At 45.7% G+C, this 19536-nt stretch carries 21 protein-coding genes, 1 tRNA gene and 1 pseudogene; 9 read left to right on the top strand and 14 right to left on the bottom strand.

The window, feature by feature from the left end; genetic code table 11:
- Window positions 1-75 precede the first annotated feature (75 nt).
- The 6 genes and pseudogenes from racE to QNO02_RS09805 form a co-directional block, all read right to left on the bottom strand.
- Window positions 76-885, bottom strand: a complete 810-nt coding sequence (racE, locus tag QNO02_RS09830) for a glutamate racemase (protein WP_076209504.1) — start codon at window positions 883-885, stop codon at window positions 76-78.
- Between the two features lie 218 nt (window positions 886-1103).
- Window positions 1104-1481, bottom strand: coding sequence for a YtxH domain-containing protein (locus QNO02_RS09825; RefSeq protein WP_091032288.1), 378 nt, complete (start codon window positions 1479-1481; stop codon window positions 1104-1106).
- A gap of 185 nt (window positions 1482-1666) precedes the next feature.
- On the bottom strand, window positions 1667-2581 hold the full coding sequence (locus QNO02_RS09820) for a DUF4261 domain-containing protein (RefSeq protein ID WP_091032291.1): 915 nt from the start codon (window positions 2579-2581) through the stop codon (window positions 1667-1669).
- A gap of 10 nt (window positions 2582-2591) precedes the next feature.
- Window positions 2592-3053: a DUF86 domain-containing protein gene (locus tag QNO02_RS09815; RefSeq protein ID WP_091032295.1), complete on the bottom strand. Its 462-nt coding sequence runs from the start codon at window positions 3051-3053 to the stop codon at window positions 2592-2594.
- A 173-nt stretch (window positions 3054-3226) separates the two neighbouring features.
- Window positions 3227-3514 carry a Dabb family protein gene (locus QNO02_RS09810; RefSeq protein ID WP_017689429.1) on the bottom strand — a complete coding sequence of 96 codons (288 nt, stop codon included), beginning with the start codon at window positions 3512-3514 and terminating at the stop codon, window positions 3227-3229.
- 285 nt (window positions 3515-3799) lie between these two features.
- Window positions 3800-4216, bottom strand: a pseudogene (locus tag QNO02_RS09805) (phage holin family protein); the annotation flags it as partial.
- Window positions 4217-4631: 415 nt separating this feature from the next.
- Here QNO02_RS09805 and QNO02_RS09800 point away from each other — a divergent pair.
- Window positions 4632-5228, top strand: coding sequence for a helix-turn-helix domain-containing protein (locus tag QNO02_RS09800; protein ID WP_017689431.1), 597 nt, complete (start codon window positions 4632-4634; stop codon window positions 5226-5228).
- A 221-nt stretch (window positions 5229-5449) separates the two neighbouring features.
- On the opposite strand, the gene QNO02_RS09795 is transcribed toward QNO02_RS09800, so the two are convergent.
- Window positions 5450-6604 (bottom strand): sn-glycerol-1-phosphate dehydrogenase, encoded by a 1155-nt coding sequence (locus QNO02_RS09795; RefSeq protein ID WP_289391903.1) that lies wholly within the window; start codon window positions 6602-6604, stop codon window positions 5450-5452.
- A 158-nt stretch (window positions 6605-6762) separates the two neighbouring features.
- Here QNO02_RS09795 and QNO02_RS09790 point away from each other — a divergent pair, with 158 nt between their 5' ends.
- Window positions 6763-6948 (top strand): hypothetical protein, encoded by a 186-nt coding sequence (locus tag QNO02_RS09790; RefSeq protein WP_076209053.1) that lies wholly within the window; start codon window positions 6763-6765, stop codon window positions 6946-6948.
- 105 nt (window positions 6949-7053) lie between these two features.
- On the opposite strand, the gene QNO02_RS09785 is transcribed toward QNO02_RS09790, so the two are convergent.
- A tRNA-Leu gene (locus QNO02_RS09785) sits at window positions 7054-7138 on the bottom strand.
- 222 nt (window positions 7139-7360) lie between these two features.
- Between QNO02_RS09785 and QNO02_RS09780 the strand changes: the two genes are divergently transcribed.
- The 3 genes from QNO02_RS09780 (at window position 7361) to QNO02_RS09770 (ending at window position 9387) form a co-directional block, all read left to right on the top strand.
- Window positions 7361-8353, top strand: a complete 993-nt coding sequence (locus QNO02_RS09780; protein ID WP_289391902.1) for a Gfo/Idh/MocA family protein — start codon at window positions 7361-7363, stop codon at window positions 8351-8353.
- A gap of 54 nt (window positions 8354-8407) precedes the next feature.
- Window positions 8408-8803: a DoxX family protein gene (locus QNO02_RS09775; RefSeq protein ID WP_249911185.1), complete on the top strand. Its 396-nt coding sequence runs from the start codon at window positions 8408-8410 to the stop codon at window positions 8801-8803.
- A gap of 221 nt (window positions 8804-9024) precedes the next feature.
- Complete coding sequence (locus tag QNO02_RS09770; RefSeq protein ID WP_091032309.1) at window positions 9025-9387, top strand: winged helix-turn-helix transcriptional regulator; 363 nt, start codon at window positions 9025-9027, stop codon at window positions 9385-9387.
- 50 nt (window positions 9388-9437) lie between these two features.
- Here the strand turns inward: QNO02_RS09770 and QNO02_RS09765 are convergent, their stop codons facing one another.
- The 5 genes from QNO02_RS09765 to QNO02_RS09745 form a co-directional block, all read right to left on the bottom strand.
- A complete protein-coding gene (locus tag QNO02_RS09765) occupies window positions 9438-11054 on the bottom strand; it encodes a sensor domain-containing diguanylate cyclase (RefSeq protein ID WP_133384216.1) in 1617 nt (538 codons plus the stop codon).
- A gap of 164 nt (window positions 11055-11218) precedes the next feature.
- On the bottom strand, window positions 11219-11956 hold the full coding sequence (locus tag QNO02_RS09760; RefSeq protein WP_133384215.1) for a spermidine synthase: 738 nt from the start codon (window positions 11954-11956) through the stop codon (window positions 11219-11221).
- Window positions 11957-12115: 159 nt separating this feature from the next.
- Window positions 12116-13018: a LysR family transcriptional regulator gene (locus QNO02_RS09755; RefSeq protein WP_091032319.1), complete on the bottom strand. Its 903-nt coding sequence runs from the start codon at window positions 13016-13018 to the stop codon at window positions 12116-12118.
- 59 nt (window positions 13019-13077) lie between these two features.
- Window positions 13078-13815, bottom strand: coding sequence for an SDR family oxidoreductase (locus tag QNO02_RS09750; RefSeq protein ID WP_091032323.1), 738 nt, complete (start codon window positions 13813-13815; stop codon window positions 13078-13080).
- Window positions 13816-13839: 24 nt separating this feature from the next.
- Window positions 13840-14115: an Atu4866 domain-containing protein gene (locus QNO02_RS09745; protein ID WP_289391901.1), complete on the bottom strand. Its 276-nt coding sequence runs from the start codon at window positions 14113-14115 to the stop codon at window positions 13840-13842.
- Window positions 14116-14275: 160 nt separating this feature from the next.
- Between QNO02_RS09745 and QNO02_RS09740 the strand changes: the two genes are divergently transcribed.
- On the top strand, window positions 14276-15205 hold the full coding sequence (locus QNO02_RS09740; protein ID WP_289391900.1) for an AraC family transcriptional regulator: 930 nt from the start codon (window positions 14276-14278) through the stop codon (window positions 15203-15205).
- 70 nt (window positions 15206-15275) lie between these two features.
- Here the strand turns inward: QNO02_RS09740 and QNO02_RS09735 are convergent, their stop codons facing one another.
- Window positions 15276-15713, bottom strand: a complete 438-nt coding sequence (locus tag QNO02_RS09735; protein ID WP_091032328.1) for a MerR family transcriptional regulator — start codon at window positions 15711-15713, stop codon at window positions 15276-15278.
- A gap of 169 nt (window positions 15714-15882) precedes the next feature.
- Between QNO02_RS09735 and QNO02_RS09730 the strand changes: the two genes are divergently transcribed.
- The 3 genes from QNO02_RS09730 (at window position 15883) to QNO02_RS09720 (ending at window position 19412) form a co-directional block, all read left to right on the top strand.
- Window positions 15883-16761, top strand: coding sequence for an SDR family NAD(P)-dependent oxidoreductase (locus QNO02_RS09730; protein WP_133384213.1), 879 nt, complete (start codon window positions 15883-15885; stop codon window positions 16759-16761).
- Between the two features lie 268 nt (window positions 16762-17029).
- Window positions 17030-18193 carry an oxalate decarboxylase family bicupin gene (locus tag QNO02_RS09725; RefSeq protein WP_289391899.1) on the top strand — a complete coding sequence of 388 codons (1164 nt, stop codon included), beginning with the start codon at window positions 17030-17032 and terminating at the stop codon, window positions 18191-18193.
- 79 nt (window positions 18194-18272) lie between these two features.
- The gene (locus QNO02_RS09720; RefSeq protein ID WP_091032336.1) at window positions 18273-19412 is read left to right on the top strand and encodes a zinc-dependent alcohol dehydrogenase; all 1140 of its coding nucleotides are present in this window, start codon (window positions 18273-18275) and stop codon (window positions 19410-19412) included.
- Window positions 19413-19536: the final 124 nt, after the last annotated feature.

Genomic DNA, 19536 nt, shown 5'->3' with positions numbered 1-19536 from the left:
ACTTCACAGTTCCGGGATCGTCCACAACCAAAATACATTAATTAAAAGTCTTATTCATGCATATTTTGAGTATAACTATGATAATTGCGTTACCTGCCAGACAACAGGGGTCTTGGAGATCTGCTCCCCCAACCATCGACGGGTGATATTCTGGAACATTCGCGGGTCACCCGTGCAGAAAAATTGATGCACCGGAGTCTCATCCCCACTGGCCAGCTTTCGTTTATCATATAAAATCGTACTGATTTCACGTGCCGTTTCATCTGCTGAACTGATTAACTTCACTTCCTGCCCCATAACTTCCTGAATCGTGTCCATGAGAAAGGGATAATGCGTACAACCCAGAATAAGACAATCGATTGGCTGTTGTTTAATCTCGCCCAATGATTGTTCCACCGTATGTGTCGTGTGCTCGGAACGAAATTCACCTTGTTCCACCAACGGCACCAGCGCCGGACAAGCCTGACTGACCACATCAATATAGGGGGACAACTGTTTGAGTGCCGATGTATAAGCCCCACTACCTATGGTACCCGTGGTACCAATCACACCAATACGTCCTGTACGTGTCGCTGTGATTGCGGCCCGCGCACCTGGATGTATAACACCAATGACAGGCACATTCACCTTGGCACGGATATACTCCAGCGCGGCTGCTGTTGCTGTGTTACAGGCGATAACGATAACCTTCGGATCGAATTGGATCAAGAAATCAACGATTTGTTCCGTAAATTGTTTTACTTGTTCGGACGAACGGGGTCCGTACGGTGTCCGGGCAGTATCCCCAAAATAAATGATCTTTTCCCGCGGGAGCTGACGCATCACTTCCTTGGCGACGGTCAATCCCCCCACACCGGAGTCTAATATAGCGATTGCTTGCTGCACGAACACACCGCTTCCTTCTTCATTGAATTGGTTCTCAAAACGATTGTTTCTCAAAGCTTTCTTCCTACCGTATGAACATTCCGGCAAAAAGGTACCTACATCTTACCCGATTTCATCGCAGGGTTCAAATTAAATCCACGCGCTACGTCATCTATGTGTGGACACGCAACAAAGCAGGCTCTCCTCTAATAGAGGAAAGCCTGCTTATCAAGCTTTGCTTAGTTGTCGTCCTTGGACTCATCCGCAGGAAGCTTCGCTACGATGTCAATTCCGGGTTCATCCACTGCTTTATCGATATCGTTATCAACAATGGCTGCCGATATGCGAATTTCTTTCCCTTCAGCGCAATTGCGCCAGGATTGAATATCCTGAATCACGACATCTGCGGTCTCTTTAACTTTGGATACGATCTGCGAACTTTGTTCTCCCACGATACCAGCCAGTTCCTGACCTTTCTCCGATACCTGACGAGCACCTTCTGTAATATCCTGACGAAGTTCACGTCCCGATTTCGGCGCCAGCAATAATGCCGTTACTGAGCCAACCACGGAGCCAATTAGAGCTCCCCACAACAAACTTTTGTTAGAATCCTTCACGTCACATCTCTCCCTTTACTATTGTTTAAGTACCGGACTAGAAGCAACGGTCTGTCGCTCAGCCATCCGGGCGAATGCCTACTCTGTTGATGCATTATAAGCAGCACAGGCTTGACTTGACACTCCAGATGTTAAAAATAATCTGAACGCTCTTTTTGAATGGATGCAGATGACTTGGCTTAAACTCAATTCTGACGAGCCGGCTCGAGATCAGCCGCGGCATGCTCATCCCCCGGGTCCAAATCAATCACATATCGTCCCGGTGCAATCAATGCCGCCTGATGTTCACAACGCCAGCGACGTCCACCTGAAGAACCCAGCGTCTGTCCATCTTGCAGAACATCCCCCTGATCAAATATGTAATACGCTGCACCCAGTAAGGTCTGAGCCACCGTATCTGGATCAAGACCGACGAAGTGACACTGGACATCAGGTACACCCAGCGCAGATAATCCCACGGTATCCATGACCAACCCGCGTTGTTCCTCTGTACCTCCGGCTTGATACATTCGAACGTTCATGGCTGCATACAGATGTTCCTCACGTTCCTGAGCTTGCGTATATGCTTCCGGTTCAACCAGCTTATCACTGCCATACCAATACAGCGCGTCACAGGTGACACTCTCCATGATTGCCAGTACAGTCTTCTGAAACAGCTCCAAGCGCTGTTTACGAGGCATAGCAGCCGTGAACATATCATGTATCCGGATGGAGTAACGTGAAGCTTCTACAACTTGTCCCACTTCCGGCCAATGCCATGCTTGCTGCAGAGCCCCGCCAAAGCGTGCACGATCTGCAATTTTATTCACAGGGAGCATACAGGTCTGCGCAGGGATATTTCCTTCCTGGAAGGATACCTTATGGTCCAGATGATAGAAGACAAGCATCTCATGCTCTTGCTCTCCACTCCCTTGTTTCACATCCAGTCGGACTTGTCCTGTATGACGAATCATCGATTCCTGCAAACGCAGGCGATCCACCTCTGGACGTTCCCGGAACAAGAGTTCAACCATATACACCGGATGGAATCCGGAAGGTGTTTCATTCGTTTCGTTACTTTCAGTATTTACTTCATTAAATTCTTTTGATTCATTTGTCATGCGATTTCCCTCATTCCTTACGCTGTCCCTCGGCCTGTGCCGTATTGAAAGGACCAAGTTCTGTTTCCACGTAGGCGCTAACCTGAGTAGTAAAATGTTCAAGTATACTCGGCAACTCTACGCTAAGCGGATGAAGCTCAGACCGCTCCCAACTGTAATAATCCTGCACCAGTGGTTTGCGTAACGTGACAAGCTGACGCAATATCTCATAGGTCGAATGATCAAAAACCTTTTCTTCATAATTAATCTGAATAATATCATCATAACTGCTCGCATCTCTCATGATGAAGCCGTCTATCAGATAACTTCCCACATCGGTAACAATTTCGATCGCCAGGTGAAGACAACGTTCCTGTACCATCCCCAGCATGAGACCGCCATCCCAAGCCTCTGCTGCCCCACGAAGTCCTTCAGCTACTTCCGGTACAGCAGCAAGCCGGCGGGCAATCTGTTCTCTGTTCACATAATACATTCGTTCACTTCCCGTTCAGTGAGTTATCGGTTCCGTTTCCCTCTTCGCTTAAGCCAGAATACCATCACAGGACAAGCGATTAGAAACACAACAAAAATATATAGAAATTCCATAACGTCTCTTAAATCGCTCATGCAGAGTCCCCTTTATCTCAACGTAGTTTAAATGACAGATCAGATTTCGTAGTCCACTGCAATTGACTGTTCTCTGACTTCGTTCATGTACTTGATAACTTCCTGATGAAGCGGGTGTACCTGATACGCCTGAAGATCTTCCAGTGACGCAAACTCCGCCGTGAGTGAAATGTCGAACGATCTCTCCGAGCGAAGCACATCAATCCCAATTTCAAGTGAAACCAGAACATCAATTTTACCTTCCAGATTGCGAAGCACCTGGGCTGCAGCTTCAATACTTTCTGCTGAGCGATCTTTCATTTTGAACAGGACAATATGTTTTATCATCTGGGCAAGCACCTCGTTTAATATAATAGTAGAAATGAATGAATTTTCATGTATCCAAAATATATCATAACGTTCTCTATTACGAAAGGATACTTGGAAACGTTCTCTTGATAAGAAAAACTAATCCGAACCGTTTCCTTTCGATTCGGATTTCTTTTGCGATCCATCCTCCGTCTGTTTTGCTGAGTCATCCTCCAAAGTTTGTCCTGTTTCAGCCTGCTGCTTGATGTTGTCTGGAGTTTGCTGCGGTTTGGCCCATTCACGATTCATCAGATACTCCTGATCTTCCTGTTTCTTCAACACTGCAATGGCCTGTCTGAGCTTTGCAGGCAATGGAAGACCGATTTTGGCATAATTCTCGGTAATTGAAATGAGTTCATTCACCAGATAGAAATAAATAGCTCCGCCTTTGATAAAATCGGTTCCCATGATCAGATCAATTCGATGAGCAAGCAAAACAACGGTCAGCATGAGCCCTTTGCGAGCAATCCCCCAGAATCCAATGTTGCTATTCAACCCGGTACCTGTTCTTACCGCCGCTGCCAAACCTGTTATATAATCCACAGCCATCGCGACCGCGAGCAGGCTCAGTAACTGATCCCATCCGCCAAAAGCAAACGTAACAAATGCTCCCGAGATGGCAGCAAAGGTATTCACAGATAGATTCACGTCCCTCACCTCTCCCTTACACTTGAGTATCATACAATATATGTAAAAGTAAGAGATTTGACAGGTCACATGTCATGCTGAACATGCGGATTTATCATTTCAGATTTGTGCACATCCTCTTCATAACAGAAGAACGAAAATCACATGCTTTTGGGGAATTCAGGGAAATAAACCGCATCATATCAACAAAAAACAGATAAAAGTTCTTTAGACCTAATAATAAGTAATTAGAACTATATTATTTTTATTCCTGTTCAATTTCTCCCCTCATTTTTAGTGAAACATTGTAATCTAGGAATATACTAGGATGTGAATTGCGCATGGTCTAGTTCGTAGTTCCCTCTTTATCATGAATTGACGCATTGACGCATTTATAACCGGTAAACCCGGCACTTGAAAGTACCCCGTTGTTTATTGTAGTATTTGGTTAAAAAAAATCGGAGGAAATATGCCTAATCAACCAGAACAACATTCCATCCAGGCGTGGTCTCTGATCAACCGTAAATACTTGGGAAAAGGCGTCCGTGTTAAACGATTCCGAAAACCGACACGCTGTCAAATCCGCAATCGGGTTCTTCTTGCCGTGCTGATGGCCAATGATATCAAATTGTCCCAGCTTGCTGAAGACCTCTCCATCTCTTCACGCAGTGTCAGTGCGTGGGTATATGAAGGACGGATACCCGGCAGTACCAATTTGGACAAGACTTGCCAATTACTCGGCTACCCGCGTCATATTCTCTTCAATGAAGAAGTTGTGCGTAATAGCCCTGTCATATGTCAACCCGAGTCATCCCGCTTCATGAAGCGTACGGTGACCCGTTCTCCGGTTAGTAACCGTATTTTGACAGGCTTGTGTATGGTCCATGATTTGTCGGTGACAGATGTCAGCCACTGGATCGGGGTTCATCCCGGCACTTTCCGCAAATGGCTGCATCAGGGAACACTGCCTTCTGCTGCGTTTCAGGAACAAGCGGAGCAATTTTTCCGTATCCCGAAAACTATTTTGTTCGCAGATGTCATCTTGAAAGATCGTCGCAACAACTAAATAAGCGAACAGCCAAAAGGCTCTGACCTCCTCTTAGGAGGCCAGAGCCTTTTTAAAATGAAATGCATACCTTCTCTCTCGGACTTGAAGCACTGTTCTGGCTATTCCATCAGAAGTGTCAGGTAACCTACCCTTTTTCGCCTTTTGCTCCCAAGGAGAGCCATCACAGCCCGCTACAAGCTAAGTTTATGCATTTCATCATGACCATTCTCACTAAAAGGTCATCCTAACTTCGTGTTCAACACTTCATTGATATATCTCAACCCCGTATATCGAGGACGAAGCGTATGCGCTGTGTTGAACGCATGTTCCACCATCTCCGGGGTTACACCGAGTTGCTCAGTAGTCACAGGTCCACCTACTTGTTCCAACCATGCGATGAGCTGAGAAGCCTCCGGCAATTGGTCATATATCCCAAACACCGGTTCACCCGATGTCTGTGCAAGTTCTTTATATTTTACCGTAAGTAATGCACAAGCTACGCCAACTTTGGCACCATGCAAAACCGGTCTTTCTCCCGCTTGCATCAGATCCATCTCCAAGATGTGAGACAGATGATGCTCACCTCCGGATGCCGGACGGGAATGGTCAATGATCAGCATGGAGATACCGGAAACAATTAATGCATCCATTAATACAGCTACTCCCTCTGCTCGCCCCTCCGCAATAGCTTGTACATGATCTATGCAGGTATTCAACGCTTCTTCTGTCATCCGATAAGCAACTGGACAGAACGGTTCTCCGCCCAGTTCACGAGAAACAATCCAGTCTGCAAGTGAAGTATATTTACCAAGCATATCTCCGAATCCGGCAGCTGTCATCACTTGGGGAGCTTGCTCCAGAATATCCAGGTCGGCAAAGATAGCCTCCGGCGGAACCGCCTGAAATGTTTGTTTGACGCCGCTTACAATTAAGGGTGCACCCGCAGAGGTAAACCCATCCACTGAAGCCGCTGTCGGTATCGACAGAAAGGGCTTGTTCATTTTGGAACAAACAAATCTCACTAGATCATGAATGGTACCTGAACCCACCGCAATTACAGCCTGACTTTCCAGTTTCACACCCAACATGACCTGTACAATAGCTGCTTCATCCGCAATGATATCACCCGTACGTTTCTCCGGTAGAGCGATCTCATCCACATCCATTCCCGCTTCCCGAATACTGCTCAGCACATCAGATCCAGCGGCCAGAAACGTATGTCGATCATAAACAACCGTCACCTGACGATATCCTTGCTCAGACAAATAACCCGGTAACCTCTGAATGGCCCCAGCTTCCAGATGAATCAGCATATCCACCACCCGGTGTTGATGACCGCAAGCACACTGTTGTGCTTCCTCATTCCATGCTGTAATTCGTTCGTTCATATTCATTCGCTCTTACCCTCCCATATGAGATATCATGCATAATTAACGGGTTAAAACCACAAGATAAAAAAGGAAATAAAATGTGATGATTTTCCTGATCACACTTTACTGCCTGTACCCAATATTTGCAAATCCATATCTCACATTTCCAAGTAGGTGAAGCAATGAAATTAACCAAAGAATTAGGAATTTCGCTCGGATTTCTCGCTGGAACCACTTTTGGCAGTGGTATCGCTTTTTTGTTTCGTCTCCAGTCGGTTGAAGTGGTTGCCAGTGTTACGCTATTTGGTATTGCAGGAGCCATTGCCGGAATCATCATGGCAGTCATTCTGCGCCAGCGGCAACATTAGCATTAGCATGCTGGTAGCAAAATGTAGGCTTCACACGAATGATCCACAAAATAAAAAAAGGTTCGTGGATTGCCCTAGAGCAACTCACGAACCTTTTTTGTTAGATGCGGTCGAGAGGACTCGAACCTCCACGGGGGGTTAGCCCACACGGACCTGAACCGTGCGCGTCTGCCAATTCCGCCACGACCGCATAATATGTATCTCCTCATCCATCGATGAAAAGCGTTCCGGTGAAGCAATTCCTTGTTTTACCGTAATTCAGAGTATACATGCTCCAAAATAAAAATGCAACTTCTTTTTTATTCATTCAAGAATAGGACATATGTCCTTTTTTCTTAACTTCAAACACCCTATCGTAACATTAAACAAATATACCATCCATACGAATGCAAAAATGAAGGAGAGATCCACCTTGAAAACAACCCATCTGTGCTTTATCGGTGCCGGGTTTCATGCATCCACAAATATTTACCCTTCTGTTGTTGAAGCCGGAGCGCAGATCCAGGCCATTGCCACACGCAGTATGGAACGCTCTGAAGCAGCTCTGCTGCGATTTGGCAGCAACGGAAAAGCGTATGATAACGCTGGGCTTATGTTACAGCAGGAAACTTGTGACGGTGTCGTTGTGGTCGCACAGCCTGTAGATCAGACCGCTCTTGTCCTTGAATGCATTCGGGCTGGTAAGAATGTATACGTGGATAAGCCGCTCGGATGGAATGCAGCGGAAGCCGCCGCTGTAGCAGAAGCTGCCGAGCAGGCTGGCGTCATTGTCATGGTCGGTTTTATGAAACGTTATGCTCCGGTATATATGAAGCTCAAGGAGCTCATTGATAGTGGTTCGCTAGGTAAAGTACGTTCATTCCAGATGAAATTCGCTGTAGACAGTACCCCATTTTGCAAAGATGAGGAACAATTCATGAAGCTCGCTGCCATACATACGGTCGATCTGATGCGTTACTTATTCGGAGAAGTAATACGGGTTACAGGCACAACCGTGAAGGATGGGGAACACATTAATCAAAGCATTTCCCTTGTGTTTGAGAATAACGTAGTAGGCAGTGCTTATTTTACCGGCATGAGCGCTTGGTCACGGGAGAGTGAAAGTGTACTCGTCACCTTTGACAACGGATTTGCGTCATCTGAAGAAATCAACACACTTACTGTTCATCAATCCCGAAGCTCGACCAACCTTCCCTGGAAATCTCTCGAGGAGCAAGATACTGTATATACACCTTCCGGATCTCCCATGTCAGGAGCTTATCGCGACCTTTATCTACGCGGGTTTGTTGGTGAAATGGTGCACTTCATCAATTGTTGCCAGAATCAGACCGTCCCATATTCCAGCGCCAAGGATAATATTACAACGATGGCTCTATGTGACTCCATTCTATCATCACTAAAGTAGCGTAAATACGCTCATCATCTTATTTTATACATCCAGAGAAGAGGAACTAATCTCATGTTGGACACAGGTCTACTTATCATTCGTCTCGTGATTGGTTTCATTATGATTGGACATGCATGTAAGAAACTGTTTGGCTGGTTTGGAGGCGAGGGTATATCAGGGACGGCTGAATTCTTCGGAGCGATTGGCCTGAAACCCGCTAGACCCTTGTCAGTGTGTGCCGGACTTGCTGAACTGATCGGTGGGTTCCTGTTTGGAGTCGGTCTATGGATTATCGTTGGTGCCGTTCTGCTCATTCTTCCGATGATTGTAGCCATAGCCAAGGTACATGCCGATAAAGGTCTATGGAATCTGAACGGAGGATTCGAATATAACCTTGTGATGATCGGATCATTACTTGGTGTTGCTCTCGCTGGAGCCGGTGCATATTCCCTCGATGCCCTGATATAATGTACAAAATTCATCACATGGAGCCTCAATGTTTCGCAAGACGAAACCGGGGCTCTTTTTTTTTTATTATAGACATCAACACATCTGCCTTCGACTATAATTAGGGTTTATAATCTGCATCATAAATGATATGCTCTTTCATGAACTATACGTACTTTATGTAATGTAACCACCCAAATAGATACCATAGAAAATCACCCTTAAAGTGGAGGTGTACTATAATGAAAAAGGACGCAACCAAGCCATGTCCCGCGCCATACGGCTGTTCCGTAGAAGTTACCCTCAGCGTGATCGGAGGCAAATGGAAAGGTGCCATTTTGTATCATTTATTCTCCGGTCCTTTGAGATTTAACGAGATCCGAAAATTGTTTCCTGACATTACCCAGCGTATGCTCACCCTGCAACTTCGAGAGTTGGAAGGCAGCGGAATTGTTCATCGTGAAATATACCCCCAGATCCCACCTAAAGTGGAGTATTCCCTCACACCATTTGGTGAAACGTTACGGCCGATCATCTTCAGCATGCGAGATTGGGGAGAAACGTATACAAATGAGGTTCTGGCCAGATCCTCACAAGAGGTATAAAACACAAAAGAAGCTGTTCCTAGTTTTTAGGGAACAGCTTCTTTGCTTGCTTATTTAATAACCGTTTGGATCGTAACCGTACGGTTACGCCCCTCTTCCTTCGCTTGATACAGTGCATTATCCGCCAAGTGAAACAGTTCTGTGGATGTTGTGGAGTGTTTCGGATATTCAGCAATTCCAGCCGAGATGGTGACGGAACGATCTATAGGCAATACGCTTTCTTCGACCGTTATTCGGATACGTTCAGCAATCTCAAAAGCTACGTTAGACTCGGAATTTCTTAACAAGACTACAAATTCCTCTCCACCAAACCGTGCGCAGACATCTTCTGGTCGAACAGACAATTGAATGATATTGGCAATGTGTTTCAACACTTCATCCCCAGCATGATGACCGAATGTATCATTAATGGACTTGAAGCGGTCGATATCCAGAACAATAATGGAGAATGGCGCCTCATCCTGAATCCATTCCTGAATAACTTCTTCGAAGGTTCTGCGATTGTTCATACCTGTTAAAACATCTGTTCTGGCATCATAGACAAGCTGGTTTGTCTGTTTCCTAAAGTTCGCCAATGCGCCAACAACTGCTCTTGTTAGAAGGTCTGCCTCTCTATTCCAGTGAGGTTTCATCACCGGTAGATCCACTTGTCCCTTATCGACCTGATTCACCAAATCAGCCAGCATAGCAAAAGGACTGGCCAGCTTGCGTGCAACCCGAACCACAATAAGGGTCAGGATCAGGAAAGGAACTGAGGTGTACAGCAACAACATACGGATATGATGATTCAACTGATCGTACACCGTTTGGGTTGGAGACACGATTACGACACCCCAGTCTGTTGATGGAACTTTGTAATAACCTGCAAGCGAATCCACACCTGCCAGATTTTTGTATTGTTCTTTACCGTGCTTGTTTACTAGCAGCTTTTGCACCACTTCATTTTTACTGACATTTTCACCAATTCGGTTGGTGTTTGGGTGAAATAACAAAGTGCCCTTCTTATCCACAATAAAAAAGTAGGAACCATTACTTGTCTTGAGCTGACTGCCAAAAGACAGACTCAATATATTATTTTCCTGCAGAAAGATATTTCCACCGATTGTTCCTTGGTACTCCCCTGCCGAATCAAAGATCGGTTCACTGACAAATACAATTCTGCGTTTCGTTCTGGGTGTCTGGTACGCTTCGGAGATATACGAAGTCCTCAATTTAACCGCTTCTTTTGCTGCATGGGAACTAACATGGTGACCTACACTAGCCTGTGAGTAGGGTGAGGTAGACTTGATTACTCCCGCTTTATCTACCAAGGAAACGGAATTAAAAAAATTACTGCTATTGCGAACCAAATCCAATGTGGAATTCAACTCTTTTGTATTGGACTGATCCATATCCGGGAAATAATTGGCTGCATATTTCAAGCTCTCCTGCATGGAATAAAAAAGCGAATCCAGCGTTTGGCTCATTTGCACAGCGCTGGCATAGTTTAGCGAAAGGGTGTTATCAATGAGTGACTGTTTCTGAGATGTATAAGATGAGATGACCATGAGGGTCAATGTCATTATAACTGAAATAGTGACCAAACCGCCGAGTAAAGCCGTGAGGCTGATCTTCTTGATGTTTTTTATTTTTTTTCGTAATCTATATCTCTTGATCTGTGCAATCATCGTTTACTTCCCCCGGATTTTCATGAAAAGGCATATTCCTTCTATCTTATACGAAAGTTGTTAAGATCAAATAAAGAATTTGAGAAATCTTAACAATTACATCGTAAGATTGACGATTTAATGACATTTTACTTTCCCTGGAAGAATCACTGTTCAGGATCGCCCTAATCGACAATGATATATCCTTCTTCTGGCTCTTGTTCAACAAACCCTGCCATCTGACGAACCTGAAATTCGATCGGGTGATGACTACCCATTAAAATGCGATTTTGAACTTCATCCGCTGTTTCTGTAGGTAATGCGAATGCACGTGTATAGACAAACTGTGCCTGAAGTGTCGTATAGATCGCATTGACAAGCCGATCGTTGCCCGCACGCCCAAACACATTAAGGATCACAGCTCCGTCCGAGTCCAGCTTGTCCTTGACCATGGCAAAAAAATCACTGGATATAAACTGCTCGGGTGTACCCGTTGCCGTAAAGGCATCAATAATAATATAATCATATGTCGCAGCGGGTTCCTGGCCTAATAATTCACGACCATCCCCAATGAGCACAGGACTTCCCTCATATCCAAAAAAGGTTTGGCTCAACTCCACGACCTCTGCGTCAAGCTCAGCCACCTTTACCTGACGATCAGACAAGTAGGTTGGCAATGTGCCAATACCATGTCCCACCACAAATACGGTATCAAACTCAGGATCATTCCGTTCCATTAGATGCACCATCGCTCTCGGATACTCCAACACCATCCGGTTAGGCTCATCCAAATCCATGGCTCCCTGCACAGCTGCGTTGGAGAATTCTAATACACGAAACCGGCCCTTCTCTCCATAAAGCTTTTTGGTATCATATACCGTCAGCTCATGCTGTTCACTTTTATTTCGATACAGAACTCTCACTAACCGTTCTCCCTTCGTGCTTTCACACCTATTCGACATATACCTTCATTCTATTACACGGGATGACAACATACCACCCTATACTTGAAAGATCGTAGTACAACAAAAAAACCGTTCCGATCATTCGGAAACGGCCTTTTGATGAACCATACAACACCACTAAGACCCTATGGCCTCATGCAGAGCCTGGACATATGCTACGCCCAGATTAGAGAGAGAAGTACTTTTGTGGCTTATCCACCCTACATTAATCGATTCCTCACATTCCAGCGGTACAGGAATTATCTCGTTTCCGTTCAGATCAGCGCTAAGTACACCCGTAGAGATCGTATAACCATTCAGACCAATCAACAGGTTAAACAATGTTGCGCGGTCATTAACCTGTATGCTTTTGGGGTGAGATAACGTACTTAGGATTTCTTCGGAAAAATGAAAGGAATTGTACTCCCCCTGATCAAATGACAAGTACGGATAATCCTGCAGTTGCTCGATTGCAACCGACTCCTGCTTCGCCAGCGGGTTCTTCACACTGATAAAGATATGGGGCTTGGCTATGAACAAACTCGTGAAAACCAATCCCGCATCTTTTAACAATTTGTTAATGACCTTGGCATTGAACTCATTCAAATACAGGATGCCAATTTCACTCCGCAGGCTTTTCACGTCCTGAATAATCTCGTAGGTCTTTGTCTCCCGAAGCGCCAACTCGTATTCATCCTGACCATACTGCTGTACCAGACGAACAAAGGCATTTACTGCAAACGCATAATGCTGCGTCGATACGGAGAAGTGCTGAGGGGATGGCTTGGCGTTCAGATAACGATTCTCCAGCAGTTCAGCTTGTTCTACCACCTGACGTGCATAACTCAGAAACTCAACGCCTTCTTTAGACAGAGATATCCCCTTATTGGTACGTTCAAAAATAGTAATTCGCAACTCCTGCTCCAGATCCCGAATGGCGTTCGAAAGGCTGGGTTGCGAGATAAACAACCTCTTGGCTGCTTCATTCATGGAACCGCGCGTGGCAACTTCGATCACATATTTTAGTTGTTGTAATGTCACTGCACTATTCCTCTTTTCGTATCAATTGAACCTATTATATACCAAAAGAGGATCCAAGCTTAAGCCATGCTTGCTGTCGGTCTGACTACAATCTCATTTACGTCCACCTCTGCCGGCTGGCTAATGGCATACAAGATACTTTGCGCAATCGCCGAGGCGGGAATGGATATGCGCCGATACTCTTTCATGAGATCACGTGCTTCTTCATCAGAAATCGTATCCGCGAGTTCCGATTCCGTCACGCCCGGTGATACAAGGGTTACACGGATATCTCCGCCTACTTCCTGTCGCAACCCCTCCGAGATGGCGCGGACCGCGTATTTGGTTGCACAATACACCGCTGCCGTTGGTGACACGGCATAGGCTCCAATAGAGGCGATGTTAATAAACTGGCCGAAACCCTGCTTTTTCATGACGGGTAGTCCAGCCGCAATGCCATGCAGAACACCACGAATGTTAACATCTATCATGCGATTCCACTCATCTACTTTTAACGATTCAAGGGGAGATAGCGGCATGACTCCAGCGTTATTTAAAATAACATCGACACGTCCATAGCGAGTTTGAGCGAGGTCAACGATCGTATGCATCTCTTCCAATCTGGTAACATCCAGCGAATGATACTCCACCGATCCGCCTTCCATACGAATCGAGGAGGCCAATGCCTCCAAACGTTCCATACGTCTAGCTCCAATAACTACGTGTGCTCCATGCTGTGCAAGCAATCGAGCTGTTGACTCACCAATTCCACTACTCGCACCGGTAATGACAACAACTTTCCCTTTTACATTGGACATATTAAATCGCTCCTTATTTGGTTGTTATTGTACATTTTCTCTATACAAAACCATGCCTGCATGATACAAAACGCCGCCCCTGAAGTCTCCATCCGCTGTAAATCCCGTATCATCCACGTATTCTATATGTTTCTCATGAACAAAGTAGCGACCCTGATATGCACTTTGCCGATCTCCTCTCGCTTCATCATATCTACCGCAAGGAAGAAGTTCGTGTCTGATATATCCATCCTTCGTGACCCACATCCCCACATACGGGTGTTTTGGTTCCTGTTGGTCACCCATTGAATTGCGTCCCATCGTTTCTCACTCCTCTCTGCTTCAAAAGATTCCGTTGCTTATCTCCATTATGTAGAGGATCAGTCGTTGTGCGATAGAAAAATCCCACAGTATTCTTGCCTATTCCTCCAGAGCATTTTAAAATAATAGTAATAGCGGTTTACAAGGGGGGCTACCATTCATGCTTATCAAAACAAATGAAACGGATACGGGCATCACGGAGCAGCAGCAACAATTGGCTCAACTTATTGAGCATTTCACCCCAAATGATGGGATACATACAACAGCAATTCCATCCCTTGCCTTAATCCGTGCCTCCGAGATCTCACAACCCATATATTCCGTTCATCAGCCTGCCCTCTGCATTGTCGCCCAAGGTTCCAAATTAGTTATACTCGGCCGCGAGAGCTACACCTACGACTTGTCACAATACTTGGTAGCTTCCGTAAACTTGCCTATTTCAGGGCAGGTTGTAAAGGCTACAATCAAACATCCCTATCTATGTATTCGACTCGATTTTGATTCAGGACAGATTTTCGATCTGATTCAGGATACGCCTTCTGCACAACCCAAACCTGACCATTCAACACGAAGAGGACTGTTTGTTAGTTCAACCAAACCTTCCCTTCTTGAAGCTGTGATCCGATTGGTTCGGCTGCTGGATACACCTGAAGACATTCCCGTCCTTGCCCCTATGTTTATCCGCGAGATTCTATATCGTATTATTCAGGATGAACATGGACATTCCATCAAGCAGTTTGCGATTCAGGACAGTCATGCACAGCACATCGCCGAGGTGATCGAAGTCATCCAATCCGATTACGCCAAGCCACTTCGGATTGAGCAACTTGCTGCCATGATCAACATGAGTTCTTCCTCATTACATCATCATTTCAAAGCCATTACCGCCATGAGCCCTTTGCAATTCCAGAAACAAATTCGATTGCATGAAGCCCGGCGAATGCTGCTTGCAGGTTCAACCGATGCCGCCGACGCTGCGTTCCAGGTTGGCTATGAAAGTCCGTCTCAATTCAGCCGGGAGTATGCCCGCATGTATGGTCTCCCTCCCAAAAGCGATATCAAACGACTTCGTCATACACTCGATATTTAAAACTAGAAACAACAAAAAGACCCGCGTCATCATGACGTGGGTTTTCAGTTTTAAATAGGCAGCAGCGCCATCAAGAGAATATGTTCTGTTTTTCAAAAACAGACAACTGGTTCTCCCTGGTAATAGGACATTCATCAGGATACATACTTCGTTTCTCCAACTTCTCATCGATAAAATCAACGACTTGCTGTAGCGAAGCAATCTGTGCTTCAACTTTCTTTCGGTGATTCACCAGCATCTCCCGTTCATCCGGGAAATCTGCGAGATCGGAATCCATGGACATTTGTAAATAAGGCTTCATTTCCTCCAGAGACATTCCTGTTTTTTTCAGGCAAGTGATCAACTTCATCGTATGGATATCCTCCGAGCGATATACCCGATGGCGATTGGCTTTGCGTTCCGCTCGGGGAAGCAACCCAATCTTCTCATAATAACGAATTGTATCTTCCGATAATCCGGCCTGTTCTGACGTTTCTTTAATGGAGAATACTTCTTTCTCGCTCATCATATGGGCCTCCTCCACATTCATTTCTCTCCATATTACAACTTGGAGCTGACTCCAAGTCAAGCATGATCCATTCAATCCCAACACCTCTTGACTTGGAGTCGACTCCAAGTTATAGAATGAGCGCAGCATACAGATTCGTTCTGTAATCCCATTCTATCTGGAGGTATATATGAATATACAAAATCAGGTTCGCACCGCTCTCATCACAGGTTCAACGTCAGGAATTGGTCTTGAACTGACACGCAAGTTACTGGCTGAAGGATGGCAGGTAATCGGCCTCAACCGTTCTGCTTTCCCAGCCGAGGATACCGATATTCAGAACGCCTTACGTTCAGGAGAGCTTCGTTGGGTTCAGGCTAATCTGACCAACTACGACAGTCTGAGAACTGCACTGGATCAGATTAAATCCGATACCGATTCGATCGATGTCTTGTTTAACAATGCGGGTGGCAGCGCTTCGGAGCTTCGTTTCTCTGATCAGGGGCATGAACTGCACTTTGAACTTCAGACGGTAGTCCCTTACATCATCTACATGGAATTAGTGGAGCTATTGCTTAAAGGACAGATGAAAACAGTCGTCAATACTTCCACCACCGCGTTCAGTATGGTCAAACAATTTGATCTAAACATCCTGGAACGTCCAGCTGAATTCAAAAAGCTGTTTGGTCCCTATGCTGTCTCGAAGCTCGGTCTATCTCTGTGGACACGTGAGGTTGCCAAGTCTGCCAAAGCGAATGGCATACAACTGCTAAGCGTAGATCCCGGTGGAAATAATACGCTAAGGGGCAACAAAACATCCGGCCTGCCCTTCTATATCAAACCCATTATGAAATGGTTCTTTCCCCATCCAAGTCATGGCGCTTCATTACTCTACAGTGCGGCTTTATCACCCACCAGACATGAATCCGGTACATTTCTGGTGAAAAATAAAGCGACAGCACTTCGTTTTACAGAGCAAGGCCCTGCTGTTCTCCACCGGGTAAACGAGATTTATGAGCAGCGTTTTCGTACAACGAAGTCTGGAAAGCCCACAACCAACCCATCTTAACCATGATGGATGTTGGGCACTATATTATCAGTGCCTTTCCTCATTGAAGATCATCTTCAATTCGATCTGGAATTCTGCCTTCATTTGATTCGATAACCGGATTCATGGATTTTTCGACTTTCTCACATCCGTATAAAGACGTGACCGCATGCGGTCACGTCTTTATTTTTCGTTTGTCCCTCATATTATCCAGGCCCTGATTCATAGGTGTAAACATAACGATACAATGTCGCGTGTGACATGTTATTGAATCTGGAGGGATTACCTAATGACTAAAGGACAGCAACCTAACGAAAAACCATTTATCATCCCGCAACCCATTCGCAGTGATGGCGCTGGTGGACCTGATCTGGGACCAAGAGACGTCATGAGAGATATACAAAACCCCGATATGTTGGTACCTCCGGCAACCGATAACGGGTTATTGCCCAATCTGAGAGTGTCTTTTTCCGATACACATATGCAATTGAACCATGGGGGCTGGTCACGTGAAATCACCGTACGGGATCTCCCTATTGCCACTACACTGGCTGGTGTGAACATGAGCCTGACACCGGGAGGTGTACGGGAATTGCACTGGCATCAACAATCCGAGTGGGCCTATATGATCTGGGGAACGGCAAGAATCACTTCGGTAGATCAGAACGGACGTAATTTTATTGCGGATGTCGGGCCCGGTGATCTGTGGTTTTTTCCTAAAGGTCTACCCCATTCCATTCAGGGACTGGAGGATGGTTGTGAATTTCTGCTTGTGTTTGATGACGGGTCCTTCTCCGATCTGAATACGTTATCCATATCGGATTGGTTTGCCCATACCCCACCAGAGGTATTGTCTGTCAATTTCGGCGTGCCCGAATCCGCTTTTCAGTCGATGCCGAAGGAACAAGTGTACATTTTCCAAGATACCGTCCCGGGTTCCATCGAAAGCCAGGAAGTTCAATCCCCATACGGCACCGTTCCTCTCACATTCAAACACCGATTGCTGGCCCAAGAACCACTCATCACACCCGGCGGAAGCGTACGGATTGTCGACTCCACCAACTTCCCCATCTCAACTACCGTTGCAGCAGCACTTGTTGAGATCCGACCTGGCGCCATGCGTGAGCTGCACTGGCATCCCAATGCGGATGAATGGCAATATTATCTGACAGGACAAGGAAGAATGACAGTGTTTGGAGGCAATGGCATTGCTCGTACCTTTGATTATCGGGCTGGAGATGTCGGATATGTTCCTGTCGCTATGGGACACTATATACAGAATACCGGCACAGACACTTTATGGTTTTTGGAGATATTCCGAAGTGATCGATTCGAGGATGTATCGCTGAATCAGTGGATGGCGTTAACCCCGCGGGATCTGGTCCGTGACAATCTGAATGCGCCACCCGAGTTACTCGATGCCTTGCGTAAAATAAAATGGCCTGTCGTTTAATTTAATATGTATATCTATCATTTATGCTGAAATGGGGTAATTGTCAGAGAATCCCACTATATAAGGAGGAATATGAAAGATGAGAGCCGTTACGTTTCAGGGAATAAAGGACATTCAAGTCAAAGAGGTTGAAGATCCCCAACTGCAACAGAAGGATGACATTATCGTTCGTATTACTTCCACAGCTATATGTGGATCCGATTTGCATATTTATCAGGGAGCTCTGCCTGCTGCCAAAGATTATGTTATCGGTCATGAACCGATGGGCATTGTGGAAGAAGTAGGTCCGGAAGTGACACGTGTGAAGAAGGGGGACCGTGTGGTCCTGCCTTTTAACATCGCTTGTGGTGAATGCTTCTATTGCAATCATGACATGGAGAGCCAGTGCGATAATTCCAATGGCAATCCGGATATTCATACAGGTGGTTATTTTGGGTTCACCGAACGCTACGGAAATCACCCCGGAGGTCAGGCTGAATTATTGCGTGTTCCCTTCGGGAACTTCACTCCGTTTGTGATTCCGGAATCCTGTGAACTGGAAGATGAAGCCTTATTGTTCCTGTCCGATGTTCTTCCAACGGCTTACTGGAGCGTCGAGAATGCCGGGGTTAAACCGGGAGATACGGTCACTGTACTCGGTAGTGGACCCATTGGACTGATGACGCAGAAGTTCGCCTGGATGAAAGGTGCCAAACGCGTTATTGCTGTGGATCGCCTGCCCTATCGACTGGAGAAAGCCAAACGTTTGAATGACGCAGAGATCTTTAATTTCGAAGATTACGATGATATGGGTGAGCACATTCGTGAGATTACACAAGGCGGAACCGACGTTGTTATCGACTGTGTAGGTATGGATGGTAAAAAAACCACGCTGGAGGAGATCGGACAGAAGCTAAAACTTCATGGCGGTTCACTGAGTGCGATCGAAATCGGCATGAAAGCAATCCGCAAATTCGGTACACTCCAACTTACGGGTGTATACGGCTCTTCCTACAACATGTTTCCGTTAGGCAACCTGTTTGAACGCAATATCAATCTTAAAATGGGACAAGCTCCTGTTATACATTACATGCCTGAATTGTTCCGCAAAATCACTGCTGGTGAATTTGATCCAACGGAGATCATCTCCCATCGAATTTCACTGGAGAATGCAAGCGATGCGTATCGCATTTTCAACGATCATGAAGACGAGTGCACCAAAGTTATACTAAAACCCTGAACCGTTGCTTTGATTATAAATATGCAAAATAAAACAAGCAGATCTACCTGTTCAAGGTACTCTGCTTGTTTTATTTTATCGACATTCATCCATTAACTCTTTCATAAACTGCTCAGCTAAATCA

Origin of the sequence: Paenibacillus sp. PK1-4R, assembly GCF_030369595.1 — a bacterium.
Lineage (GTDB): Bacteria > Bacillota > Bacilli > Paenibacillales > Paenibacillaceae > Paenibacillus.
This window is presented reverse-complemented; position numbering and strand designations above follow the sequence as displayed.

Excerpts from the sequence above, each read along its gene's own strand:
- QNO02_RS09820 (WP_091032291.1), bottom strand. The coding sequence starts at position 2,581 with ATGACAAATGAATCAAAAGAATTTAATGAAGTAAATACTGAAAGTAAC.
- QNO02_RS09815 (WP_091032295.1), bottom strand. The coding sequence starts at position 3,053 with ATGTATTATGTGAACAGAGAACAGATTGCCCGCCGGCTTGCTGCTGTA.
- QNO02_RS09810 (WP_017689429.1), bottom strand. The coding sequence starts at position 3,514 with ATGATAAAACATATTGTCCTGTTCAAAATGAAAGATCGCTCAGCAGAA.
- QNO02_RS09800 (WP_017689431.1), top strand. The coding sequence starts at position 4,632 with ATGCCTAATCAACCAGAACAACATTCCATCCAGGCGTGGTCTCTGATC.
- QNO02_RS09795 (WP_289391903.1), bottom strand. The coding sequence starts at position 6,604 with ATGAATATGAACGAACGAATTACAGCATGGAATGAGGAAGCACAACAG.
- QNO02_RS09790 (WP_076209053.1), top strand. The coding sequence starts at position 6,763 with ATGAAATTAACCAAAGAATTAGGAATTTCGCTCGGATTTCTCGCTGGA.
- QNO02_RS09775 (WP_249911185.1), top strand. The coding sequence starts at position 8,408 with ATGTTGGACACAGGTCTACTTATCATTCGTCTCGTGATTGGTTTCATT.
- QNO02_RS09770 (WP_091032309.1), top strand. The coding sequence starts at position 9,025 with ATGAAAAAGGACGCAACCAAGCCATGTCCCGCGCCATACGGCTGTTCC.
- QNO02_RS09765 (WP_133384216.1), bottom strand. The coding sequence starts at position 11,054 with ATGATTGCACAGATCAAGAGATATAGATTACGAAAAAAAATAAAAAAC.
- QNO02_RS09750 (WP_091032323.1), bottom strand. The coding sequence starts at position 13,815 with ATGTCCAATGTAAAAGGGAAAGTTGTTGTCATTACCGGTGCGAGTAGT.
- QNO02_RS09745 (WP_289391901.1), bottom strand. The coding sequence starts at position 14,115 with ATGGGACGCAATTCAATGGGTGACCAACAGGAACCAAAACACCCGTAT.
- QNO02_RS09740 (WP_289391900.1), top strand. The coding sequence starts at position 14,276 with ATGCTTATCAAAACAAATGAAACGGATACGGGCATCACGGAGCAGCAG.
- QNO02_RS09735 (WP_091032328.1), bottom strand. The coding sequence starts at position 15,713 with ATGATGAGCGAGAAAGAAGTATTCTCCATTAAAGAAACGTCAGAACAG.
- QNO02_RS09730 (WP_133384213.1), top strand. The coding sequence starts at position 15,883 with ATGAATATACAAAATCAGGTTCGCACCGCTCTCATCACAGGTTCAACG.
- QNO02_RS09725 (WP_289391899.1), top strand. The coding sequence starts at position 17,030 with ATGACTAAAGGACAGCAACCTAACGAAAAACCATTTATCATCCCGCAA.
- QNO02_RS09720 (WP_091032336.1), top strand. The coding sequence starts at position 18,273 with ATGAGAGCCGTTACGTTTCAGGGAATAAAGGACATTCAAGTCAAAGAG.